This is a genomic window from Ventrimonas faecis, from assembly GCF_040096075.1.
Classification (GTDB): Bacteria; Bacillota; Clostridia; order Lachnospirales; family Lachnospiraceae; genus Brotaphodocola; species Brotaphodocola faecis.
Genome location: NZ_JBBMFJ010000065.1, coordinates 1 through 2,068 on the forward strand (window position 1 = coordinate 1; position 2,068 = coordinate 2,068).

Below are 2,068 nucleotides of genomic sequence, written 5' to 3' on the forward strand. Positions count from 1 at the left end.
ACAAGCCTGATTCACAAGCTTATCGCTCTTAATTATCATAGAAGAATCTTATTTACAGAGATTTTCTCATACTCTCGACTTGCGACAACCTTCACAGATACACAGAAAAACCGAGATTCAGAAATTGCTTTTCTGCAATCCTAAATCTCGGTAATATTAACTACAGCTTAGAATTTTTCTGCCCATACTTTTAAATCTGCCTCACTGGCACTACTTCCAAATCGTTTACCCTCCAGTAAGATAGCCCCTTTGCAGGAATCAGCAAGCTCCTTATTCGTATTGCCCATTCCACTTCCACCGGATGTTGCGAACGGAATCACCTTTTTCCCGGTAAGATCATACTGCTCCAGGAATGTATTGATGATGGTTGGTGCAACATACCACCGGGTCAGAAGAGCATCCGATATTTCATTGGAAATATCAATCTGTAGCGTTGCCGTCCTTATCGTTGCAACAGTTTTGTCGGAAACCGTGTATGTATTTGCTTTCTCAGAAGTGTGGCATGGAATTTCAACAAAAGTCAGTTCTGTTTTCTCTGTCACGACAGGAACTGAAGCGTTTTCTTCATTTCTTCATACGCCTGTTTCCGGAACCGTCGCTGCCAGTGATAATAGCTTTGTTCGCAAATGCCATTCTCATCCATCCAACTTTTTGCTGACTGACCACAGGCCTGAATGATCTTTTTCCAGTATTCTGCACGGACTTCATGAGTGCATTGATCCATAGTCTTTAGTCCTCCCTTGAAAAAATCTATTGTTTTTCTCAAGTATGCACTAAAAATGGATTTAGTGAAAGGTGAATGGTTTGACCTTTACTTAGTATCAAGCCAAATATCCGCAACTCTGTCTATATCTGCTCTCTGCATTCTTCTAATCACTTATAATCCTCCTGCAACTTCTAATTTCACATCTTATCTACCCAGCTATATTTTTCAGCATTATAGTGATTATAAGCTTCGTCTTCCACAATTGCAACGCGAATCATCTTGTGTTCTCCCATTCTGACTTTCTCTTCCTGTCATTCAGATTCAACAGCAAGTTCGATTCTATTTCTACCCGCATCTTTCGCCCGATAAAGCGCCTTATCTGCTGCTTTTAGCATCTGCGAAGCTGATACGGACTCATCAGATATCATCGCGCCACCGATACTCACACTTAGATATTCACCTTCTGATACCTGAATTTGGTGGATTGCCGCCAGCAGTTGCGCTCCTTTTTTCTGTACCCACGCCGCATCCGTAATATTTGGCAAAAAGATTACAAATTCGTCCCCTCCAAATCTTGCAATCACATCACTCCGCCTGAACATCTCTGTAAATACATACGAAACCGCTTTGAGCATCTTGTTGCCCACCATATGACCAAACCGGTCATTCACTGATTTGAAATGGTCAATATCGATGATTAACAAAGCACCACACTTAAAAAGCGCCATGTTGTATTCCAAATGTTTTACCAGGCTTTCGTAATTCAATAAGCCTGTCAGCGAATCGCGTTCTGCTTTTCGCTGCAGACGCTGCGTCTTTTTCACATCTTCATCAATCTTATCCGCACGTCCGACGATGCGATAAATCTTGCCAGATGCATCTGCCACGCTTGTATAATACGAACGATAGCAATAGAACTCTTCCCCTTCAAAGCATCCCATAAAATCAACAAATCCCGTCATCGGTCTTTGCATTGCCTCTTCATATGCCGCTTTGTGAGCCGCCGCACTCTCCGGCGCAAGCCACGGATGCTGGTCAATCTTGCCCAGAAAATCTTCAGCGATAAATTCTCGCACCTCTCCATTCTGGTTCGTATAGTCCAAATTCAACAAATCGCTACACGGATTGTAATCATAAGTGATAACTCCCGGCATATGAGCAAGTGCCTGAAACTGCTGCTGCTTCCACTCATGCTTTTTTTGGACTTTGCGTAGTTCTTCCTGGAGGAAATGCTCCTGCGTCACATCCTCTAACTGAGTGAAAATCAATGCAGATACATCATCTCTCGTAATCAATGTATTGCGCATCTCCACCCATTTAGCGCTCGGTTTCATGAATACCTTGCACTTTGCCTCTCCATGT

General features: G+C 42.8%; 3 protein-coding genes. All 3 read right to left on the bottom strand.

Annotation, left to right across the window (positions count from 1 at the left end):
- Positions 1-167: 167 nt before the first annotated feature.
- The gene (locus WMO41_RS15745) at positions 168-542 is read right to left on the bottom strand and encodes a flavodoxin (protein ID WP_349230582.1); all 375 of its coding nucleotides are present in this window, start codon (positions 540-542) and stop codon (positions 168-170) included.
- Positions 539-724 carry a hypothetical protein gene (locus WMO41_RS15750; RefSeq protein WP_349230583.1) on the bottom strand — a complete coding sequence of 62 codons (186 nt, stop codon included), beginning with the start codon at positions 722-724 and terminating at the stop codon, positions 539-541. Before WMO41_RS15750 ends, WMO41_RS15745 begins: the two co-directional genes overlap by 4 nt.
- Before the next feature lie 293 nt (positions 725-1,017).
- Positions 1,018-2,068, bottom strand: a 1,051-nt coding sequence (locus WMO41_RS15755; protein ID WP_349230584.1) for a GGDEF domain-containing protein, incomplete at its 5' end; no start/stop codon positions are given.

What these genes read in the sequence shown, in the direction of transcription:
- WMO41_RS15750 (WP_349230583.1), bottom strand. Translation starts at nt 724, where the DNA reads ATGGATCAATGCACTCATGAAGTCCGTGCAGAATACTGGAAAAAGATC.